Here is a 20702-nt window from a genome sequence, read left to right as displayed (position 1 = left end):
AGCCCGGAAAAGCCGGCAATCTACCATATTGGTGCCTTGCTCAAAATCCCTACCGTTGTTAGAGTTTGCCGCACTTTTTACCTGCGCGTTTGTGCGCTTGCCTTTACCCACGCGTTGCCTAGGGTCCTTATCCCATGTTCAAAAAACTGCGTGGCATGTTTTCCAGCGATCTGTCGATTGACCTGGGCACTGCCAATACCCTGATTTATGTTCGCGAACGCGGCATCGTCCTCAACGAACCGTCGGTTGTTGCCATCCGTACTCACGGTAACCAAAAGAGCGTGGTCGCTGTTGGTACCGAAGCAAAACGCATGCTCGGTCGTACCCCCGGTAACATTGCCGCTATCCGCCCGATGAAAGATGGCGTTATCGCCGACTTCAGCGTTTGCGAAAAAATGCTGCAGTACTTCATCAACAAAGTTCACGAAAACAGCTTCCTGCAGCCGTCGCCGCGCGTGCTGATCTGCGTGCCATGCAAATCCACTCAGGTTGAGCGTCGCGCTATTCGTGAATCGGCCCTTGGTGCCGGTGCTCGCGAAGTGTTCCTGATCGAAGAGCCGATGGCCGCCGCCATTGGTGCGGGCCTGCCGGTTGAGGAGGCGCGTGGTTCGATGGTGGTCGATATCGGTGGTGGTACCACTGAAATCGCCCTGATCTCGCTGAACGGTGTGGTTTATGCCGAATCCGTGCGTGTGGGTGGCGACCGTTTCGACGAAGCGATCATCACTTACGTGCGCCGTAACTACGGTTCGCTGATCGGTGAATCCACCGCTGAGCGCATCAAGCAGGAAATCGGCACCGCTTTCGCCGGTGGCGAACTGCGTGAAGTCGACGTGCGTGGTCGTAACCTGGCTGAAGGTGTGCCGCGCAGCTTTACCCTGAATTCCAACGAAGTGCTTGAAGCGCTGCAGGAATCCCTGGCGACCATCGTTCAGGCGGTTAAAAGCGCCCTTGAGCAATCACCGCCTGAGCTGGCTTCCGATATCGCTGAGCGCGGTTTGGTGTTGACCGGTGGTGGCGCGCTGCTGCGTGACCTGGACAAACTGCTGTCGCAGGAAACCGGCCTGCCGGTGATCGTCGCCGAAGACCCGCTGACCTGTGTTGCCCGTGGTGGTGGCAAGGCGCTGGAGATGATGGATCGCCACACCATGGATCTGCTGTCCTCGGAATAAACGCGAGCGCTCCAAGTCTTGAGCTGCAAGCCGGGTTAACCTGCTTGCAGCTTTTGTTTTGCTGCCTGCCGCTGTGAGGAATTGCCGATCAAACCGCTATTTGCCAAAGGTACTTCGCTGGGTGTTCGCCTGCTGGTGTTCACCGTGCTTTCGGCTGCGCTGATGGTGGTCGATGCGCGCTTCACGTTGTTGCAGCCTTTGCGCGCGCAACTGGGCTTGATTGTCGAGCCGGTGTATTGGGTTGGGCGTTTACCGGTACGGATCTGGGACAGTGCGACGCAAGAGCTGAGCACGCGCAATGAACTGACGGCCGAAAATGAGCGACTCAAAGCCGAGCAACTGATGTTGCAGCGTCGGTTGCAGAAGTTGGCTGCCCTCACCGAACAAAACGTGCGCTTGCGCGAATTGCTGAACTCCGCCGCGTTGGTCGATGACGAGGTGCTGGCCACCGAGCTGATCGGCATCGACCCCAATCCGTTTACCCACCGCATCCTCATCGACAAAGGTGAGAAAGACGGCGTGGTCATGGGCCAGCCTGTGCTGGATGCGCGCGGTCTGATGGGCCAGGTGGTTGAAGTCATGCCCTACACCTCGCGCGTGTTGCTGCTCACCGACACCACACACAGCATTCCGGTGCAGGTCAATCGCAATGGCCTGCGCGCCATTGCCAGCGGTACAGGCAACCCGGAACGCCTGGAGTTGCGCCATGTAGCGGACACGGCAGACATCAAAGAAGGCGATCTGCTGGTCAGCTCGGGTTTGGGTCAGCGCTTCCCGGCCGGGTATCCGGTGGCCATGGTCAGTGAAGTGATCCATGACTCTGGCCAGCCCTTTGCGATTGTTCGAGCGGTGCCGACGGCCATGCTCAATCGCAGTCGCTACATGCTGCTGGTGTTCACCGATCCGCGTACCCCTGAGCAGCGCGCAACTGAATCGGCGCAGGCGCAGGAAGCGTTGGATCAGGAAATTCTTCAGCAGGCACAACCTGCTGTTCAGGCGGCAGGTGCATCTGAGCCTGCCGTGAACCCGCCAGAGGCAGCGCAATGATGGCCGCACGGGCAAGCAATATCTGGTTGGTGTGGTTGACGTTCGCGGTTGCGCTGCTGCTGAGCGTGGCCAGTCTGCCGAAGTTCATGGAGCTGGGTCGTCCCTTGTGGCAGGCGTTGTTTCTGACCTATTGGGTGCTGGCTGTGCCGCATCGCGTAGGCATGACCACGGCCTGGTGTCTGGGGTTGCTGGCGGATGTACTTAACGGCAGCCTGCTTGGGCAGAATGCGCTGATTTTGACCTTGATCACCTTTCTTGTGCTGACCTTGCACCAGCGCCTGCGCATGTTTCCGATGTGGCAGCAGAGCATGGTGCTGCTGGTGGTCTTTGGCTTGGCGCAACTGGTCCAGCTTTGGCTCAATGCCCTCACCGGCAGTCGTCCGCCGACCTTGACCTTTGTCTTGCCCGCGCTGATCAGCGCACTGCTCTGGCCTTGGGTCTGCGCCATTTTGCGCGGTTTCCAGCAACGTCTGGGTGTCAATTAAGCAAGGTGCCTTGGCCTTGCGTCTATCCGACAGGGAGAAGTCTGCATGGCCACGCTCTATCTCGCATCCGGCTCGCCACGGCGACGCGAACTGCTGACGCAGATTGGCGTGCCGTTTCTCACGCAAATCGCGCCGATTGATGAAAATGCATTGCCAGATGAGCTGGCATCAGCCTATGTAGAGCGCCTGGCGCGCGCCAAAGGCCTGGCCGGTTTGGCTGCGTTGAGCAATCCAGCCGATGCGGTTGTGCTCGGTGCGGATACCGCCGTTGTGCTGGATGGGCGCATTCTCGGCAAGCCTCTGGATCGTGCCGACGCGCTGGCGACTTTGCAGGCGTTGTCGGGTCGGTGCCATGAGGTGCTGACGGCGGTGGCGCTGGTAAGCAGCGAACGGATTGTTTCGCAGGTAGTCACAAGCCATGTCACGTTCCGGGCATTGTCCGTGGCCGAAATCGAGGCCTACTGGGCCAGCGGTGAACCACAGGACAAAGCTGGCAGTTACGGCATTCAGGGGCTGGCAGCGGTGTTTGTCAGCCAGTTGCAAGGCAGTTACTCGGCCGTGGTCGGTTTGCCGTTGTGTGAGACGGCGGCCTTGCTCGCCGAATTTGCTATTCCGTGCTGGCAAACGCTGCCAGTCCACAGTCACGAGGTGGCCGGTCGTGGGTAATGAGCTGCCGTTTGAGGTGCAGTGCCACGGCTTCAGCCTGATCTCCCAAGAGATGTGCGCATGAGCGAAGAGATCCTGATCAATATCACGCCGATGGAATCGCGCGTGGCGGTGGTGGAAAACGGCGTACTGCAAGAGGTTCACGTCGAACGTACGCAAAAGCGCGGCATCGTCGGCAACATCTACAAAGGCAAAGTGGTGCGCGTGCTGCCGGGTATGCAAGCCGCGTTTGTCGACATTGGCCTGGAACGTGCCGCGTTTATTCATGCGGCCGAAATATCCAGCCGTGAAGGTTCCGCCGTCGAGAGCATCAGCGCGCTGGTGCATGAAGGGCAGAGCTTGGTGGTGCAAGTCACCAAAGACCCGATCGGCAGCAAAGGCGCGCGCCTGACCACACAGCTGTCAATCCCGTCGCGCTATCTGGTGTACATGCCGCGCACCGCGCACGTTGGTATCTCCTTGAAAATCGAGGATGAAGCCGAGCGCGAGCGTCTGAAAAAAGTGGTCGCCGATTGTGTGGCCGCCGAAGGCATTGAAGAGAGCGGCGGTTTTATCCTGCGCACGGCCGCCGATGGCGCGGGTGCGGATGAAATTCTCGCGGACATCCGCTATTTACGCCGCTTGTGGGGGCAGATCGCCACGCAGATGAAAATCGGCCCTACGCCGCAAGTGATCTATGAAGACCTCAGCCTGGCGCTGCGCACCTTGCGTGATCTGGTCAACCCGAAGATCGAGAAGATCCGCATCGACTCGCGGGAAACTTTTGGCAAGATCACTCAGTTCGTCGATGAGTTGATGCCGGAAATTGCCGACCGCCTGGAGCATTACCCTGGCGAGCGGCCGATTTTCGACCTGTACGGCGTTGAAGATGAGATCCAGAAAGCCCTTGAGCGCAAAGTGCCGCTCAAATCGGGTGGCTACCTGATCATCGATCCGGCCGAGGCGATGAGCACCATTGACGTCAACACTGGTGCTTTCGTCGGCCATCGCACCCTTGAAGAGACCATCTTCAAAACCAATTTGGAGGCCGCCACCGCCATTGCCCGGCAGCTTCGTCTGCGCAATATCGGCGGCATCATCATCATCGATTTCATCGACATGGAAGATGAAGAGCATCAGCGCCAAGTGCTGCGCACGCTGGAGAAGCAACTGGAGCGCGACCACGCAAAAACCAACATCATCGGCATTACCGAGTTGGGCTTGGTGCAGATGACCCGCAAGCGCACCCGCGAAAGCCTCGAGCAAGTGCTGTGCGAGTCCTGCAGTGCCTGCCAGGGACGCGGCAAGCTGAAAACCGCAGAAACCACCTGCTATGAAATTTTCCGCGAGATTCTGCGTGAGGCGCGGGCCTATCAGGCCGAAGGCTACCGAGTGTTGGCCAACCAGAAAGTGGTGGATCGCCTGCTCGATGAAGAGTCGGGCAATGTTGCTGATCTGGAAGCCTTTATCGGCCGGACAATCAAGTTACAGGTGGAAACCATGTACTCCCAGGAGCAATACGATGTGGTGTTGCTCTGATATGTGCACGGGCCTGAACTGAATGCAGTTATTGGCACGCGGGTTAGCGTGGTTGCTGCGCGCCACGCTCGGGCTATGTGCCTTGGGTTTGGTGTTGGCCGCGCTTTATGTGAGCCTGGGGCGTGAGTTAGTGCCGTTTCTGGCCGAGTACCGCCTTGAGGTGGAAGACAAGGCCCGAACTGCTCTGCACATGCCGGTACGCATTGGTGAGCTGGAAGGCTCCTGGCGAGGCTTTGCCCCCCTGCTCACTGCGCATGACGTCGACCTGGGCGAAGGTGCCACGGCATTGCAGTTGGAGCAGGTGCGCGTGGTGCCGGATGTGCTGGGCAGCCTGATGGCGCGTCAGGTGCGCATCGCCCGGCTGGAGTTGGACGGCCTGCAAGTGGTGCTGACGGAGGATGCCGAGGGCCGCTGGACGCTCAAGGGCTTGCCGCTGGCGAAACCCGAGGTCGAACTGGACATCGCGAAAACTCTGCGCCAGCTGCAGGTGGTCAAACGCATCTCCCTGCTCAACAGTCAGGTCACCCTGCAAGCCTATGAGCAGCCGGCGCGCACCCTGACCTACGTCAACCTCAGCCTGCTCAATGGCACAGTGCGCCAGCGCCTGGATGGTCGTTTGCTACTGCCTGATGGTCAGCCGCTGGCCTTGCAGGTGCGCACGCGCATGCAGGCCGAGCGCTGGCAAGATCTGCAGGCGGATGTTTACCTCAGCCTGCCGCAGAGCGATTGGGCACCCTGGTTACCACCCAAGGTGCTGGCACAGTGGCGCGTGCAGCAACTGCAACTGGGCGGCGAAGTGTGGCTGAAATGGGTGGATGGTGCCGTGCAGCGCGCCGTTAGCCGGTTACACGCACCGCAGCTTCAGGCGGGGTTGGCCGGGCGCGATGCGGTGACGCTGGGTAATCTGGCGCTGAATGCCTACTTCACACGCACGGCCACGGGCTTTAACTTGCTTCTCGATGATCTGGCCTTTAGCCGCGATGGGCAGCGCTGGGGCGATGTGCGCCTAGGGCTGACTCAGCAGGCAGAAAGCCCAGAGTTGCAGGAGCAATGGCTGCTCAGTGCTGACCGCCTTGAGCTGGCGCCTTTGCAGCCTCTGATCAGCGCCTTAGCACCGCTGCCCGATAATGCCCTGGCGTTGCTCAATCAGCTCAAGCCCCATGGCACGCTGCGTAACATTCAGCTGGATGTTCGCCCCGGCCTTACTGACAGCAAGCGTGTGCAATTTGCGGCCAACCTGCAGCAGGTTGGTTTTGCCGCTTACCTAGGCTCGCCTGCCGTTGAAAACGTCAGTGGCAGCATCGCTGGCGATCTCGGTCAGGGTGAGTTGCGTTTACAAACCGAGCATTTTTCACTGCACCTGGAGACGCTCTTTCCACAGCCTTGGCGCTATGAAAAGGCCAGTGCACGCCTGACCTGGCAGCTGGACGAGCACGCCTTCACCTTGCGCAGCCCCTATTTGCAGGTGCTCGGTGAAGAAGGGCCGGTGGCCGGTGATTTCCTGATTCGCTTACGTCGTGATCCTGCCGAAGAGGATTACATGGACCTGCGCGTGGGCCTGCGTAACGGCGATGCGCGCTTCACTGAGAAGTATCTGCCCAGCCGCTCTCCGGGCATGAGCCCGCAGTTGGATGCCTGGCTGAAACAGGCCATTCGCGGCGGTGCGGTGGATGAGGGCTACTTCCAATATCAGGGTTCGTTGAATAAAGGGGCTGAAAACAGCGCGCGCAGTATTAGCCTGTTCTTTGCCGTGCGTGATGCCGAACTGGCTTTTCAACCTGGTTGGCCGTCGCTGCAAGCGGCACGCGGCCAGGTGTTGGTCGAAGACAGCGGCGTGCGGGTCGACTTGGCTGAGGGGCGCATTCTCGACAGCCAGATTGTGAATGCTCAGGCAGTGATTGCCACGGCGTTGCCCGGACAAATCCCGCGGTTAAAGCTCACGGCAGATCTGAACAGCAGCTTGCGCGATGCCCTGCAGATTCTCCAACAAGCTCCGATTGGCACCGCGTCGACCTTTGCTGGGTGGTCTGGCGAGGGTGCGCTGGCGGGCAAACTCAGTTTAGACTTGCCGCTGCGCAAGGGCCTGCCGCCAGAGGTGGTGGTGGATTTCGCCACCGAGAATGCGCAGCTCAATCTGACCAATCCAGCGTTGCAGTTCACCCAGTTGCAGGGTGCATTTCGCTACGATACTGCCAGTGGCCTGAGTGCCCCGGATATTCGTGCGCAGTTACTTGGCCATGCGGTGCGTGCCAAAGCATTGGCTGAAGGCTCGCGCGGTAAGGCACGCAGCCGTATCGAAGCCCGTGGGCAAATTGCCGTGCCAGAGCTGACGGCCTGGCTGGGGGTGACACAACCCGTGCCCGTTAGCGGCCTGCTGCCGTATCGCTTAAATCTGATTCTGGAAGGCGCTGACAGCCAGTTGCGTGTCAGCTCCAGCCTTAAAGGCGCCGTGGTGGATTTGCCCGCGCCGTTCGGCAAAGCGGCGGCAGACGAGCGCGATACGCAGTGGCGCATGAGCCTGGGCGGCGCAGAGCGGCGCTACTGGCTGGATTATGCCGAGTTGCTGAGTCTGTCGTTTGCTGCGGCACCCGGCCAGTTCGGTCAGGGCCGTGGCGAGTTGCGACTGGCCGATGGCCCAGCGCGTTTGCCGACCACGCCGGGCCTGCGTGTGCGCGGTCGAGTGGCCGAGTTGGACTGGTCAGCCTGGCAGCACGCGTTAAAACCTTATTCGGCTTTACCGAAAGATGATGCCCAGCAACTGTTCAAGGACGCTCAACTGCAGGTCGCTCAGTTCAACGGCTTTGGTATCAGCCTGCAGGCGCTGGAGGTTGGTGTCTCGCGTGAGGCGGCCGCGTGGTCGGTGAGCCTTGACAGTGCGCAGCTTAAGGGGCGGGTTGGTTTGCCAAGCAGCAGCGACCAGCCAATAGTTCTCGCGCTGGATTATCTACGTTTCCCGGCGGCTAAAGCGAAGGTCGAAGGTGAGGTGAAGGTCGATACCCCCGACCCGCTCGCGACCTTCGATCCGCGCGGTTTCCCTGCGCTGGATGTACGCATCACTGAGGTCTTTCAGGGGATTGAGCCGCTGGGCGGTTGGTCATTCAAGGCGCGCCCGGTTAGTGCCGGCGTTCAATTCAGCGAACTTGATCTGAATCTCAAGGGGTTGAACATCGCCGGTCGCGCCAGTTGGCAGCACGCGGGCGCTGGCGTGCGCTCAACTTACCAGGGACGTTTGGCGGGGGCTGATTTGGCCGACGTGCTGATCGCTTGGGGGTTTGCCCCCACGGCGACCAGTCGCAGCTTTCACTTGGATGTAGACGGTCACTGGCCTGGCTCGCCAGCCTGGTTCGCCCTCAAACGCTTTAGCGGCACGCTGGACGCTTCGCTGCGCAAGGGGCAGTTTTCTGAGGTGGAAGGGCCCGCTTCGGCGCTGCGAGTGTTTGGCTTGTTGAACTTCAACTCAATCGGTCGCCGACTGCGACTGGATTTTTCCGATCTGCTCGGCAAAGGTCTCAGCTATGACCGGGTAAAAGGCGTGCTGGATGCCGACAGCGGTGTATTTCTGACCCGCGAGCCCATCACCCTGACAGGCCCGTCCAGCAACCTGGAACTTAACGGCACGCTGGATATTGCCAATGACCGTATCGACGCCAAGTTATTGGTCACACTGCCAGTGACCAACAACCTGCCGCTGGCCGCGTTGATTGTCGGCGCACCGGCCATTGGTGGCGCGTTGTTTGTGGTGGATAAACTGCTGGGCGACCGTGTGGCCCGTTTTGCCACTGTGCAGTACGACGTTAAAGGCGCCTGGCAGAACCCAGACATCAGTTTCGACAAGCCGTTTGAAAAACCGCAGTAACCTTGTGTGCCATATGCGCCCGTGCAGTCGGCCAGCGTGGCTTGTAAGCTTGGGTTAAACCGACGTTGAGATAAGGCCGTGATGAATCTCGCAGTCATTCAAATGGTCAGTCAGGCCGATGTTCTGGGCAATCTGGCCGAGGCGCGGCAACTGCTTGAGCAAGCCGCGGCGCAAGGTGCGCGCCTGGCTGTGTTGCCCGAGAACTTCGCCGCCATGGGCCGGCGTGATCTGGCTGCACTAGGGCAGGCTGAAGCGCTGGGTGAGGGCCCTATTCTGCCTTGGCTGCAGCAAACCGCCCGTGATCTGGGCCTGTGGATTGTCGCGGGTACCTTGCCCCTGCCGCCGGACGGCCAGCCGGATGCCAAACCACACGCCTGCTCGCTGTTGGTTGATGCGCAAGGTCAGCGCGTCGCCCGGTACGACAAGCTGCATCTGTTTGATGTGGATGTCAGCGACAGTCATGGTCGCTACCGTGAGTCCGATGACTACGCCTTCGGTGATCACGTGGTGGTCGTTGATACGCCTGTCGGTCGGCTTGGGCTGAGCGTGTGCTACGACCTGAGGTTTGCCGAGTTATACAGCGCGATGCGCGATGCCGGTGCTGAGTTGATCAGCGTGCCAGCGGCCTTTACGGCCGTAACTGGTGCGGCGCATTGGCAGGTGCTGACCCGTGCCCGCGCCATCGAAAGCCAGTGTTATGTGCTTGCCGCCGGGCAGGGCGGTTGCCACCCTGGTGGGCGTGAGACCTTCGGTCATTCAGCCCTGATCGACCCCTGGGGGCGGGTATTGGCCGAGTTACCCTGTGGCACTGGTGTGCTGGTGGCCGAGCGTAACGCGCACGAGCAGGCGGCCATCCGTCAACGCATGCCGGTGAGCCGGCATAAACGATTTTTTGCGGCTGCTGAACCTCGGCAGCCAGGTGTTGAACCGTTATGAACGAGATAAACCCATGAACACGATGTTGATGTCTGTCAGTGAGCATCTACTTGGGGCGGGTGGCCTGACCCTCGAGCATCTGCCGGGCGTACTGGCCGAGTTGGCTGGTCCTGGTATTGACGCCGCTGACCTGTATTTTCAGAGCCAGGTATCGGAAACCTGGGCGCTGGAGGATGGCATCGTCAAGGAAGGCAGCTTTAACCTCGACCAAGGTGTGGGCGTGCGTGCCCAGTCGGGTGAGAAAACCGGTTTTGCCTACAGCAATGCGATCACTGCCGATGCCCTGAGCCAGGCCGCACGCGCTGCCCGCTCGATTGCCCGCGCGGGACAAAATGGCCGTGTACAGGCGTTCAGCAGCCCGTTAATGACGCCGCTGTACGCTCAAGACAATCCGCTGGATGTGTTGAGCCGCGCGGAGAAGGTCGAGTTGCTCAAGCGTGTCGACGTCGCCACCCGTGCGCTTGATCCGCGTATCCAGCAAGTCAGTGTCAGCCTGGCCGGTGTGTGGGACCGTGTTTTGGTGGCGGCCACCGATGGCAGCCTGGGCGCGGATATTCGCCCGTTGGTGCGTTTCAATGTCAGTGTGATCGTCGAGCAAAATGGCCGCCGTGAACGCGGCGGGCATGGCGGCGGCGGGCGCATCGATTACCGGTATTTCCTTGAGCAAACCAGCAATAACGAAGAGCGCGCCATGGGCTATGCCCGCGAGGCGCTGCGTCAGGCCTTGGTTAATCTGGAAGCCATTCCTGCGCCGGCGGGCACCATGCCTGTGGTGATGGGCGCTGGCTGGTCAGGTGTGCTGCTGCACGAGGCGGTTGGTCATGGCCTGGAGGGTGATTTCAACCGCAAGGGCAGTTCAGCTTACAGCGGCCGAGTGGGCGAGCAGGTGGCCTCCAGCCTGTGCACCATCGTTGATGATGGCACCCTGGCTGAGCGGCGCGGTTCCCTGAGCATGGACGACGAAGGCACACAGACCCAGTGCACCACGCTGATTGAAAACGGTGTGCTCAAGGGCTACATGCAGGACAAGCTCAACGCGCGGTTGATGGGCGTGGCCGCAACCGGTAACGGTCGTCGTGAGTCTTACGCGCATCTGCCGATGCCGCGCATGACCAACACCTACATGCTGGCCGGTGAGAGCGACCCGGAAGAAATCATCCGTTCGGTGAAGAAGGGCATCTACTGCGCCAACCTCGGCGGCGGTCAGGTGGATATCACCAGCGGCAAGTTTGTGTTTTCGACCAGCGAGGCGTACTTGATCGAAGACGGCAAGATTACCGCTCCGGTTAAAGGCGCAACTCTGATCGGCAACGGCCCGGAAGCCATGAGCAAGGTGTCGATGGTCGGTAACGACCTGGCGCTGGACAGCGGCGTAGGCACCTGCGGTAAAGACGGGCAGTCCGTGCCAGTGGGTGTGGGCCAGCCGACCCTGAAGATTGATGCGATTACTGTAGGGGGGACGGGGGCGTAGCGAGCTTTTTGCGTGAGCGGTGAAAGGCTCACCGCAACGCATAAAGCGCAGGCTGGGTTAGCCGCAGGCGTAACCCAACCTGTTGCGAGGGTTAACGCAGCCCGCGCTGAGCTTCATCCAGTTCGCGGATGTATTTGAAGATTTTGCGTGAGGCGGCAGGTGCTTTGTTCTGCGCCAGTTCATGCTGGGCCTGGCGGATTAGCTGGCGCAGGTGTTGACGGTCGGCGTCGGCGTATTCGCCGACAAATTTCTCCAGGGTGTCGTCGTCGCCGTTGAGCAAGCGGTCACGCCAACGTTCGAGGTTATGAAAACGTTCGTTGTACTGGCGTGTTGAGGCATCCAGTTGATCGAGCAGGGTCAGAATGGCGTCCACGTCCTGGTCGCGCATCAGCCGGCCGATAAACTGCACGTGGCGCTTTTTCGCGGCATTGGCCGTGTGCTTCGGCGCTTCGGCAAGCGCGCGGCGCAGCTCGTCGGTCAGCGGCAGTTTGTTGAGCAGGTCAAGCTTTAGGGTGGTCAGGCGTTGTCCCATATCTTGCAGCGCATGCAACTCGCGCTTGATTTGGGTTTTGCTCTTCTCGCCGGAGAAGTCGTCAAGGTATTCAGACATGGTGGCGGTCCAGTGGAAAACGCCGACATGATAGCAGCAAGTTTCCAGCTGTAAGCGTCTGGCCTGTTTGGTCGCGCTTGCCGCTTATCGTTCAGGAGTGTTTATGAGTGCAGTAGACGGGGTAGGCCCACAGGCAGTGCCGCAGTTGCAGGCGCAGGTGGAGCAAATTATTGCTGAGGCAAAAAAGCAGGGCGCCAGTGCTTGCGAGGTCGCGGTGTCGGTGGAGCAGGGCTTGTCCACCACGGTGCGCCAGGGTGAGGTGGAAACGGTTGAGTTCAACCGCGATCAGGGTTTTGGCATCACCCTTTATGTTGGCCAGCGCAAGGGTTCAGCCAGCACGTCGGCCACCGGGGATGCGGCTATTCGCGAGACGGTGGCGGCGGCTCTGGCCATTGCCAAACACACCTCTGAAGACGAATGTGCGGGTTTGGCTGATGCAGCACTGATGGCCCGTGAGCTGCCGGCGTTGGATTTGTACCATGCGTGGTCGATCACCCCCGAGCAGGCCATCGAACAAGCGCTGAGTTGCGAAGCCGCAGCGTTTGCGGCGGATCAGCGGATCAAGAATGCTGACGGCACTACCCTCAATACCCATCAGGGCTGTCGGGTGTATGGCAATAGTCATGGTTTTATCAGTGGTTATGCCAGCACCCGGCACAGCCTGAGTTGCGTGATGATTGCCGAGGATGGCGGGCAGATGCAGCGCGACTACTGGTATGACGTTAATCGTCAGGGTGAGTTGCTGGCCGATGCCGCCAGTATTGGCCGCCGCGCTGCCGAGCGTTCCGTCAGCCGCTTGGGCGCGCGACCGGTGCCCACCTGTGAGGTGCCGGTGTTGTTTGCGGCGGAACTGGCAACAGGCTTGTTCGGCAGTTTTCTCGCGGCCATCTCGGGCGGCAACCTGTACCGCAAGTCATCGTTTTTAGAGGGCGCGTTGGGGCAGCAGTTATTCCCGGAATGGATGAAGCTCGACGAGCGCCCGCACATTCCGCGTGCGCTGGGCAGTGCCGCCTTCGATGGTGACGGCCTGGCAACCTATGCCAAGTCGTTTGTTGAGGGCGGTGAGTTGCTTTCCTACGTGCTCGGCACTTATTCCGGGCGCAAGCTAGGCATGCCCAGTACTGCCAACTCAGGCGGTGTGCATAACCTGTTTGTCAGTCATGGCGATGAGAACCAGGCGGCGCTGCTAAAGCGCATGGGGCGCGGGTTGCTCGTCACTGAACTGATGGGGCAGGGTTTGAACATGGTCACCGGTGACTATTCGCGCGGTGCTGGCGGCTACTGGGTGGAGAACGGAGAGATCCAGTTCCCGGTGCAGGAAGTGACCATTGCCGGCAATTTGCGCGACATGTTCAAGCAAATAGTGGCCGTGGGTAATGACCTTGAACTGCGCAGCAACATCCGCACCGGCTCAGTGCTGATTGAGCGGATGACCGTGGCCGGTAGCTAAATCGCCTGACACAAAAAAGGGCTGCCCCGTTTGTGCGGGGCAGCCCTTTTTATTGGTGATTTACGCGCCTGGGACTAAAAAACGTGGCCTGCAAACCTAATGCTGAGGCTGCCGCTTGGGTTTTTACTCGCCTTCGTCGAAGAAGTTATTGATCAGCTCGCACAGGGCTTGTATCGCTTCTGCGTCCTGCTCACCTTCGGTATGCAGGTGTACGGCCGTGCCTTTGCCAGCGGCCAGCATCATCACGGCCATAATGCTTTTTCCATCTACCAGGCCCTCAGGGCTGCGGCCAATCTTGACCTGGCAAGGAAAGCGCCCCGCAACGCCAACGAACTTGGCCGCTGCACGAGCGTGCAGACCAAGCTTGTTGATAATGGTGATTTCGCAGGCGGGCATCGCGGCAATTCCTTAACTGAGGTCGCGGTGGCGTGTCTGAACGTTTTTCAGAATGGGCTTGAGGGCGTCACCCAAACGGTTGGCCAGGTATACCGAGCGGTGGTGCCCGCCCGTGCAGCCGATAGCCACTGTGACATAGGCGCGGTTACTGGCTGCGAAGCGCGGCAACCACTTGTTCAGGTAGCTGAAGATGTCCTGATACATCTCTTCAACATCGGGCTGACTCGACAGGTATTCAGCAACAGGCTGATCCAGCCCTGAAAAGTCACGTAAATCTGGCTTCCAGTAAGGGTTTGGCAGGCAGCGAACATCAAACACCAAATCCGCATCCACCGGCATGCCACGTTTGAATCCAAAGGACTCAATCAGAAACGCGGTGCCGGGTTCAGGCTGGTTTAGCAGGCGTAGCTTGAGGCTGTCGCGCAGTTGGTAAAGGTTGAGGCGCGTGGTGTCGATTTTCAGATCAGCCAGATCGGTAATCGGCCCTAGCAGCAGGCTTTCATCGGCAATGGCTTCAGCCAGGGAGCGGCTTTCATTGGTCAGCGGGTGACGCCGGCGGGTTTCTGAAAAGCGCTTGAGCAGGGTTTCATCATCCGCATCCAGGAAGATCACATCGCACTGAATATGCCGCGCACGTACGTCGGCAAGCAGTTCAGGGAAGCGTTTGAGTTGGCTTGGTAAATTGCGCGCGTCGATAGACACGGCAATTTGCGGGTGGAGCAACTCGGTGTGCATCAATGTGCGCTCAGCTAGATCGGGCAGCAACCCAGCTGGCAGGTTATCGATGCAGTAGAAACCGTTGTCTTCGAGCACATCGAGCGCGGTGCTCTTGCCGGAGCCGGAACGACCGCTGACGATGATCAGACGCATACTCAGCCTTGATTGAGTTGGTTTTGTGCGTCAACTACGACCTGATACAGCGCTTCGCTGTTGTCGGCCTGACGCAAGCTGGCGCGAACGTCGCTGCGGTCGAGCATGCTGGCGATTTGGCGCAGCAGTTCAAGGTGAGCATCAGTCGCCGCTTCGGGTACCAGCAGGACAAACAGCAGGTCCACTGGCTCGCCGTCGATAGCGTCAAAGTCTACCGCCGTGTCGAGGCGCAGCAGTGCGCTGATGGGCGCGTTGCAACCGACCAAGCGGCAATGAGGAATGGCGATGCCGTTACCGAAGCCGGTAGAACCAAGCTTTTCACGGGCAATCAGGCTTTCGAAAACGTCTTGACCGTCCAAATCAGGCAGCTCGCGGGCTACCAGGTTGGCAATCTGTTCAAGAACGCGTTTTTTGCTGCCTCCCGGCACGTTCACCAAGGAACGGCCGGGGGTCAGGATAGTTTGGAGTTGGATCATAGGAGATAGACGAAGTCAGCGAGCCATTGCGCCCTGTTGACGTTCGAGCTGTTTTTCCTTGTGTTTGATGAGTTGTCGATCGAGTTTGTCGGTCAGTAAATCGATGGCCGCGTACATGTCTTCATGCTCGGCGTTGGCGACCACTTCGCCTCCGGCGATGTGCAACGTGGCTTCGATTTTCTGCTTGAGTTTCTCGACCTCCATGATGACTTGCACGTTGGTTATCTTGTCGAAGTGGCGCTCTAATCGACCGAGTTTTTCGGCGATGTAGTCGCGCAGGGCGTCGGTCACATCCAGCTGATGTCCACTGATGTTGACTTGCATACCGCTTTCTCCTTGTTGCCGTGTGTAAGAGACAGGCAAAGGGCCTGCCGCCGGAACACTGTGGCGTGGAAGGCTCTGACGCTGCGAGCCTGGCACGGCGCATATTGCTTGTTAACAGTATGGACGCTTTTACGAAAATACGTGGCCAGGGGTGTTTGCACGCTGCGAGTTGTCTTCCTTCTTTGGGTCGCCTTAGATCAATCGTTTGCGCTCGCTGGAGGGCGCTATACCGAGGGATTCACGGTATTTTGCAACGGTGCGGCGGGCCACTTGAATGCCCTGTGCTTCCAGTAAACCAGCGATCTTGCTGTCACTCAACGGCTTTTTCGCATTTTCCGCGGCGACCAGTTTTTTGATGATGGCTCGTATCGCTGTGGACGAGCATTCGCCACCTTCAGAGGTGCTGACGTGGCTGGAGAAGAAATATTTCAACTCAAAAATGCCGCGCGGGGTGTGCATGAATTTTTGCGTGGTGACCCGCGAAATGGTCGATTCATGCATGCCGACTGCTTCTGCAATGTCGTGTAGCACCAACGGCTTCATGGCCTCATCGCCGTAATCGAGGAAGCCGCGTTGGTGCTCGACGATTTGCGTGGCGACTTTCATCAGCGTTTCGTTACGACTTTGCAGACTTTTGATAAACCAGCGTGCTTCCTGCAACTGATTGCGCATAAAGGTGTTGTCGGCGCTGGAGTCGGCCCGTTTGACGAACCCGGCATATTGCGCGTTTACCCGCAGGCGTGGCATGGCTTCCTGGTTCAGCTCAACTAACCAGCGTTCATTGTGTTTGCGCACAATCACGTCAGGCACGACGTATTCGGGTTCGCTGGACTCAATCTGTGAGCCTGGACGCGGATTGAGGCTTTGGATCAGCTCTATAACTTGGCGCAGTTCATCTTCCTTGAGCTTCATGCGGCGCATCAACTGGCTGTAGTCGCGACTGCCGAGCAGGTCAAGGTAGTCATTGGCCAGGCGCTGGGCCTCTGTCAGCCAAGGCGTTTTGCTGGGTAGCTGGCGCAGTTGCAGCAGCAAGCATTCACCCAGGTTGCGTGCGGCAATACCGGCGGGCTCGAATTGCTGAATGCGATGCAGCACCGCTTCCACTTCATCGAGTTCGATGTCCAGTTCGGGGTCGAAGGCTTCAACGACTTCTTCCAGGGTTTCTTCCAGATAGCCCTGCTGGTTTATGCAGTCGATCAAGGTAACGCCGATCAGGCGATCCTTGTCGGACATAGGCACCAAATTGAGTTGCCAGAGCATATGGCTTTGCAGGCTTTCGCCGCTTGAAGTGCGGGTGGTGAAATCCCACTCGTCATCGTCGTTGCTGCTACTGGGCAGGCTGCTGGCGCTGGTTTGGTAAATATCTTCCCAGGCAGTATCAACTGGCAGCTCATTGGGAATGCGCTCGTTCCAGTCGCCTTCTTCAAGGTTGTCCACGGTTTGTGTGGTTTCCTGGAAGTTGGTGTCTTGGTAAGCGGGTTCTTGCTGTTCGTGACTGCTGGCGCTTTCTGCGCCATCGGCCATGGGGTCCGAATTGTCGAAGTCATCGCCGTCTTCTTGGCGTTCGAGCATCGGGTTTGACTCCAGGGCCTCTTGGATCTCTTGTTGCAGATCCAGGGTCGACAGTTGGAGTAGGCGAATGGCCTGTTGCAGCTGAGGCGTCATCGTCAGCTGCTGGCCCATTTTCAGGACTAGCGATGGTTTCATTGCAGACCTTATTTACCGGCGTCTGTGCGCGATCCACTACAGGGCGGTTAAGAAAAACGCCACTTGGAAGCAAATTATATGCCTGATTTTAAGGGGTTTGCCTAGCCTTGGTTGTGTTCACCCCAGAAGAGTTTGTGTCACAACTTGAATTCGTGGCCCAGATACACCTCTTTAACCGTCTGGTTGGCCAGAATGGCATCGGCATCTCCTTCGGCGATCAGTTGGCCGTCGCTGACAATGTAGGCGGTCTCGCAGATATCCAGTGTCTCGCGTACGTTGTGATCGGTGATCAATACGCCGATGCCTTTGGCTTTGAGGTGGTGAATGATTTGTTTGATGTCGCCCACGGAAATCGGGTCAACACCAGCGAAAGGCTCATCCAGCAAAATGAATTTTGGGTTGGTTGCCAGCGCGCGGGCAATCTCTACACGGCGGCGCTCACCGCCGGACAGGCTCATGCCAAGGTTGTCGCGGATGTGGGTGATGTGAAACTCCTGCAGCAGGGCTTCGAGTGCATCCTGGCGGCCGGATTTGTTGAGGTCTTTGCGTGTTTCCAGGATGGCCATGATGTTGTCGGCCACGCTTAGCTTGCGGAAGATCGAGGCTTCCTGCGGCAGGTAACCGATGCCGGCGCGAGCGCGGCCGTGCATAGGTTGATAGCTGACGTCGAGGTCATCGATGAGTACGCGCCCCTGATCCGCTTGAACCAAGCCAACAATCATGTAGAAACAGGTGGTCTTGCCTGCGCCGTTGGGGCCGAGCAAGCCCACGATCTGACCGCTTTCGATATTCAGGCTGACATCGCGCACGACCTGTCGGCCTTTGTAGCTCTTGGCCAAGTGCTGGGCTTTCAATATGGCCATTGTTATTGCGCCTGCTGATCGGCTTGTTTGTTCTTCGGCTGGATCACCATGTCGATGCGCGGGCGAGGAGCGGTGACGCTCGTGCCTGTGGCGCGGCCGGCATTCACAATCTGGCGGCGGGTGTCGTAAACGATTTTCTCGCCCTCGAAGGTGTTGCCTTCCTGAATGACTTTGGCCTGGTCAATCAGCACAACGCGTTCATTGCTCATAAAGTATTGAATGGTCAGGCCGTAGGCTTTGACGATTTCTTTGTCAGCCGAAGGCTGTTGTTCGTAGTAGGCCGGGCTGCCAACGGAGGTGAAAACCTCCACGTCGCCTTTGGCGTTTTGGGTGATGGTCACGGTGTCGCCGGTAACCTTCATGCTGCCTTGGGTGATGATGACGTCGCCGCGATAAACGGCCACGCCTTGCTTGTCATCCAGCTCTGCACTGTCTGCCTGGATGCGGATAGGCTGCTCACGATCAGAGGGCAGTGCCCATGCGCTGGCGCTAACAAGAGCGGCGCTCAGGCTGAATAGTAGGGGGAGGGTGTTAACGAGCCTCATGCTGACCTCTTACGTTGGACAGCAGGAGCATCCTGCCGTCATTCATGTACGCTTTCATTCCTTGTGCCGTGGTCACGCCGTTGGCCGCTACGATTCTAACGGCCTGCTGGGTCTGCGCAAATTCCTTGTTTGGGAATACGGTCAGGCGGCTGGTAGTAAGCGTCGTTGGGCGGCCTTTGGCGTCGGTTCGCTCGACGCGAACCCGCTCGATTAACTCCACTTCGCTGCCGCCAGGGGAAACTTCACCACGCTCGCTGCGAATCTGCCACGGCAGATCGGTGCCACGAAACAGGTTCATGTTCGGTGCGGTCATCAGGGTGATGTCGCTGGTCTTGATGTGCTCAACCTTCTCGGCGGTTATTTCATAATGCAGCTTGCCGTCGGCCTGGTATTGCACGGTGTACGTGTTGTGGGCGTAGAAGTCGACAAGGTTTTCAGGCGCTCCACTACTTTTGACTGTATTCGCTTCGTCCGGGTTTAAGTTCCAGTAGCCGAGCGCTGCCACCAGCAGTGCGGCGCAAGCAAGGAGCGATAAGTTGAGCAATTTGCGCGGCATGGCGGGCCTATAAGTAAGCAGCTTGGGCGGTATCGAGGGTGCCTTGCGCATGCATGATCAATTCGCAGAACTCGCGGGCAGCGCCTTCGCCACCTCGGGCGCGAGTAATGCCGTGAGCGTGCTCGCGAACAAAACCGTCGGCGCTGGCCACTGCCATGCCAAGGCCTACACGGCGAATCACTGGCAGGTCAGGCAGGTCGTCACCCAGATAAGCCACTTGAGTATAGTCGAGGCCCAATTCGCCCAGCAGTTCATCAAGCACCACCAGCTTATCCTCACGGCCTTGATACAGGTGCTGAATGCCCAGATTCTGTGCGCGGCGCTCAACCACCGGTGTTTTGCGCCCGCTGATGATGGCCGTGCGTACGCCTGAGTTGATCAGCATTTTGATGCCGTGACCATCCAGTGTGTTGAATGTCTTGAACTCACTGCCATCAACCAAGAAATACAGTTTGCCATCAGTCAGCACGCCGTCGACGTCAAAAATAGCCAGTTTGACGCTGCGGGCGCGTTGCAGCAGTTCTTCGTGGGTTAGGTTTGTCATTACATCACTCCGGCGCGCAGCAGGTCGTGCATGTTCAGTGCACCAATGGGTTGTTGGTGTTCGTCGATCACCACCAGTGAGCTGATTTTGTGGTCTTCCATGATTTTCAGGGCTTCGGCGGCCAGCATGTCCGCGCGCGCTGTTTTACCGTTAGCGGTCATGACGTGGTCAATAAGGGTTTCACGGACGTCGATATTACGGTCCAGGGTTCGGCGTAGGTCGCCGTCTGTGAAGATGCCGGCCAAGCGCCCGTCATCCTCGGTAACTACGGTCATGCCCAAGCCTTTTTGGGTCATTTCCAGCAGCGCGTCGCGCAGTGAGGTACCGCGCTTGACCTGCGGCAGGCTGGCGCCGGTGTGCATCACGTTTTCCACCTTGAGCAGTAGGCGGCGACCCAATGCGCCGCCCGGGTGGGAGAATGCGAAGTCTTCGGCGGTGAAGCCGCGTGCTTCTAGCAAGGCAATCGCCAGGGCATCGCCAAGAACCAGCGATACGGTGGTCGATGACGTGGGGGCGAGGTTGAGTGGGCAGGCTTCCTGCGCCACGCGGGCATCCAGGTTGACTTCAGCGGCCTTGGCCAATGGCGACTCAGGATTGCCGGTCATGCTGATCAGTGTGATGCCCAAGCGTTTGATCAGGGGCAGCAGGGTGACGATCTCAGCAGTTGAGCCGGAGTTGGATAATGCAAGCACCACGTCGTCACGGGTGATCATGCCCATGTCGCCGTGGCTCGCCTCAGCCGGGTGAACAAAGAAGGCTGTGGTGCCGGTGCTGGCTAGGGTTGCAGCGATTTTGTTACCGATATGGCCTGATTTGCCCATGCCCACCACTACAACGCGTCCTTTGCTGCCGAGAATCAACTCACAGGCACGAATAAAGTCGCCGTTGATGCGCTGCAGAAGATCCTCAATGGCGTCGAGTTCCAAGCGAATGGTGCGCTGCGCGGATTGGATCAAATCAGTGGATTGGCTCATGACATCTCGACAACGTTCAGGCTAAGCCGGCGATTATAACGGTAATGCCACATCTGCCCACCCTTTCCACGGCGCATAAGGCTGCGGCAACTGTGAAACACTTATCTCCTGCAACAGGATCAATCTTGGGTGAGGCAGGGCCTGAATTCAACCCATAAGTGCAACGCTCACCCCTGCATACACTTCGTACGGTGTCTTCCAGCCCAGGCGTTTGCGTGGGCGTAAATTGATCTTCG

General features: G+C 58.8%; 20 protein-coding genes. 9 read left to right on the top strand and 11 right to left on the bottom strand.

Annotation, left to right across the window (positions count from 1 at the left end):
• Window positions 1–134: 134 nt before the first annotated feature.
• From mreB to tldD, 8 genes are all read left to right on the top strand, one after another.
• Complete coding sequence (mreB, locus tag AUK77_RS06535) at window positions 135–1172, top strand: rod shape-determining protein MreB (protein WP_296127383.1); 1038 nt, start codon at window positions 135–137, stop codon at window positions 1170–1172.
• Between the two features lie 81 nt (window positions 1173–1253).
• Window positions 1254–2219, top strand: coding sequence for a rod shape-determining protein MreC (mreC, locus tag AUK77_RS06530; RefSeq protein ID WP_296127381.1), 966 nt, complete (start codon window positions 1254–1256; stop codon window positions 2217–2219).
• Window positions 2216–2704 carry a rod shape-determining protein MreD gene (gene mreD / locus AUK77_RS06525; protein ID WP_296127379.1) on the top strand — a complete coding sequence of 163 codons (489 nt, stop codon included), beginning with the start codon at window positions 2216–2218 and terminating at the stop codon, window positions 2702–2704. Before mreC ends, mreD begins: the two co-directional genes overlap by 4 nt.
• Before the next feature lie 45 nt (window positions 2705–2749).
• Complete coding sequence (locus tag AUK77_RS06520; RefSeq protein WP_296127377.1) at window positions 2750–3370, top strand: Maf family protein; 621 nt, start codon at window positions 2750–2752, stop codon at window positions 3368–3370.
• 60 nt (window positions 3371–3430) lie between these two features.
• The gene (gene rng / locus AUK77_RS06515) at window positions 3431–4888 is read left to right on the top strand and encodes a ribonuclease G (protein ID WP_296127375.1); all 1458 of its coding nucleotides are present in this window, start codon (window positions 3431–3433) and stop codon (window positions 4886–4888) included.
• Window positions 4889–4910: 22 nt separating this feature from the next.
• The gene (locus tag AUK77_RS06510) at window positions 4911–8744 is read left to right on the top strand and encodes a YhdP family protein (protein WP_296127374.1); all 3834 of its coding nucleotides are present in this window, start codon (window positions 4911–4913) and stop codon (window positions 8742–8744) included.
• Between the two features lie 81 nt (window positions 8745–8825).
• Entirely contained in the window at window positions 8826–9680 is an 855-nt protein-coding gene (locus AUK77_RS06505; RefSeq protein ID WP_296127372.1) for a carbon-nitrogen hydrolase family protein, read from the top strand.
• Between the two features lie 13 nt (window positions 9681–9693).
• Window positions 9694–11151 (top strand): metalloprotease TldD, encoded by a 1458-nt coding sequence (tldD, locus tag AUK77_RS06500; RefSeq protein ID WP_296127371.1) that lies wholly within the window; start codon window positions 9694–9696, stop codon window positions 11149–11151.
• A gap of 91 nt (window positions 11152–11242) precedes the next feature.
• Here tldD and yjgA read toward each other — a convergent pair whose 3' ends face one another.
• Entirely contained in the window at window positions 11243–11761 is a 519-nt protein-coding gene (gene yjgA / locus AUK77_RS06495) for a ribosome biogenesis factor YjgA (RefSeq protein WP_296127369.1), read from the bottom strand.
• A gap of 103 nt (window positions 11762–11864) precedes the next feature.
• Between yjgA and pmbA the strand changes: the two genes are divergently transcribed.
• Window positions 11865–13211, top strand: coding sequence for a metalloprotease PmbA (gene pmbA, locus AUK77_RS06490; RefSeq protein WP_296127368.1), 1347 nt, complete (start codon window positions 11865–11867; stop codon window positions 13209–13211).
• Between the two features lie 123 nt (window positions 13212–13334).
• On the opposite strand, the gene AUK77_RS06485 is transcribed toward pmbA, so the two are convergent.
• The 10 genes from AUK77_RS06485 to AUK77_RS06440 all read right to left on the bottom strand — a co-directional run bounded on the left by AUK77_RS06485 (window position 13335) and on the right by AUK77_RS06440 (window position 20466).
• Window positions 13335–13607: an HPr family phosphocarrier protein gene (locus AUK77_RS06485; RefSeq protein WP_296127366.1), complete on the bottom strand. Its 273-nt coding sequence runs from the start codon at window positions 13605–13607 to the stop codon at window positions 13335–13337.
• Between the two features lie 12 nt (window positions 13608–13619).
• Window positions 13620–14477, bottom strand: coding sequence for an RNase adapter RapZ (gene rapZ, locus AUK77_RS06480; RefSeq protein WP_296127364.1), 858 nt, complete (start codon window positions 14475–14477; stop codon window positions 13620–13622).
• Between the two features lie 2 nt (window positions 14478–14479).
• Entirely contained in the window at window positions 14480–14953 is a 474-nt protein-coding gene (gene ptsN, locus AUK77_RS06475; protein ID WP_296127362.1) for a PTS IIA-like nitrogen regulatory protein PtsN, read from the bottom strand.
• A gap of 15 nt (window positions 14954–14968) precedes the next feature.
• Complete coding sequence (raiA, locus tag AUK77_RS06470) at window positions 14969–15277, bottom strand: ribosome-associated translation inhibitor RaiA (RefSeq protein WP_296127360.1); 309 nt, start codon at window positions 15275–15277, stop codon at window positions 14969–14971.
• Window positions 15278–15469: 192 nt separating this feature from the next.
• Window positions 15470–16984, bottom strand: coding sequence for an RNA polymerase factor sigma-54 (locus AUK77_RS06465; RefSeq protein ID WP_296127358.1), 1515 nt, complete (start codon window positions 16982–16984; stop codon window positions 15470–15472).
• A 137-nt stretch (window positions 16985–17121) separates the two neighbouring features.
• Window positions 17122–17847: an LPS export ABC transporter ATP-binding protein gene (gene lptB / locus AUK77_RS06460; protein ID WP_296127356.1), complete on the bottom strand. Its 726-nt coding sequence runs from the start codon at window positions 17845–17847 to the stop codon at window positions 17122–17124.
• Window positions 17848–17849: 2 nt separating this feature from the next.
• On the bottom strand, window positions 17850–18392 hold the full coding sequence (lptA, locus tag AUK77_RS06455) for a lipopolysaccharide transport periplasmic protein LptA (protein ID WP_296127353.1): 543 nt from the start codon (window positions 18390–18392) through the stop codon (window positions 17850–17852).
• Window positions 18379–18948, bottom strand: coding sequence for an LPS export ABC transporter periplasmic protein LptC (lptC, locus tag AUK77_RS06450; protein ID WP_296127470.1), 570 nt, complete (start codon window positions 18946–18948; stop codon window positions 18379–18381). The genes lptA and lptC overlap by 14 nt, the downstream gene beginning before the upstream one ends.
• 7 nt (window positions 18949–18955) lie before the next feature.
• On the bottom strand, window positions 18956–19492 hold the full coding sequence (locus AUK77_RS06445) for an HAD family hydrolase (RefSeq protein WP_296127351.1): 537 nt from the start codon (window positions 19490–19492) through the stop codon (window positions 18956–18958).
• Window positions 19492–20466 carry a KpsF/GutQ family sugar-phosphate isomerase gene (locus tag AUK77_RS06440; protein WP_296127349.1) on the bottom strand — a complete coding sequence of 325 codons (975 nt, stop codon included), beginning with the start codon at window positions 20464–20466 and terminating at the stop codon, window positions 19492–19494. Before AUK77_RS06440 ends, AUK77_RS06445 begins: the two co-directional genes overlap by 1 nt.
• Window positions 20467–20702 lie beyond the last annotated feature (236 nt).

It is taken from the genome of Pseudomonas sp. Ga0074129 (assembly GCA_001465025.1).
GTDB lineage: Bacteria > Pseudomonadota > Gammaproteobacteria > Pseudomonadales > Pseudomonadaceae > Aquipseudomonas.
This window is presented reverse-complemented; position numbering and strand designations above follow the sequence as displayed.